Source organism: Pseudomonas sp. CFII68, from assembly GCF_000416195.1.
Lineage (GTDB): Bacteria > Pseudomonadota > Gammaproteobacteria > Pseudomonadales > Pseudomonadaceae > Aquipseudomonas > Aquipseudomonas kilonensis.
Window position 1 is genome coordinate 1 of sequence record NZ_ATLN01000061.1, and the last position, 777, is coordinate 777.

Genomic DNA, 777 nt, shown 5'->3' on the forward strand with positions numbered 1-777 from the left:
AGGTGATCAGCCTGGATGATGCGCCGAAGGGGTATGGCGAGTTCGATGCGGGTGTGCCGAAGAAGTTGTCGATTGATCCGCATAAGTTGTTGAGTGCGGCGTAAGTGGTAAAGGGCAAGATGGGGAAAGGGCGACAGTGATGTCGCCCTTTTTTAATGATGTCCATGCAACTTTTAACTAGGTGGGCTTCACGTTTTGCGGACGGCTGATGATCGTATGCCAAGGTTTACTGCCAGTTCGCTATTTAGCTCATAGGTCTCTTGGGCTGTTTGAAGGTAAAGCTGTACACGTTGCTGCTCATAATGATTGCTGGCTATAAAGAACACTGTCGGACCGTCGCTGCCTGAAATGGAATCGTAGCTTAGCGTTTCTTTGATTTTTTCTATGGTTTTGCTTCTGTCAGTTATATATGAATTAAATTTTTCTTTGGTAGTTTTGAGTGTCTCGATTTTTTCGCTGCGATGGCCGATTAGCTTCGCATGGTGAATGGCATTGTCCGCGCTGGTGATTAGTCTTTTTGGGGTGGGGTTGTAGTGATCGAGGCTGTCTCTGACTACTTGATCGATGCCGTTGATTGTTCTGTCAGGCAACGAAGCTGCTGGTTGGGGTTGCCATTTTCTTTGTTTGGTGAATATCCCGAGCCAAGAGGACCTGGATGTCGAGTAGGTATTAACGAATGAATTGTAGTGACCTGTTGGATCTTTTCGATTTACCGGATCTCCGACGCTGTATGCATAAGCATTCAGCCCACCCTCCCCAAACGGACTCAAATTGTCC

General features: G+C 47.1%; 1 protein-coding gene and 1 pseudogene. One reads left to right on the forward strand and one right to left on the reverse strand.

The window, feature by feature from the left end:
- The coding region (locus tag CFII68_RS27875; protein WP_156886089.1) for a formaldehyde dehydrogenase at nt 1-104 on the forward strand (104 nt) is incomplete at its 5' end.
- Nucleotides 105-188: 84 nt separating this feature from the next.
- Here the strand turns inward: CFII68_RS27875 and CFII68_RS27880 are convergent.
- Nucleotides 189-777 (reverse strand): annotated as a pseudogene (locus tag CFII68_RS27880) (hypothetical protein); the annotation flags it as partial.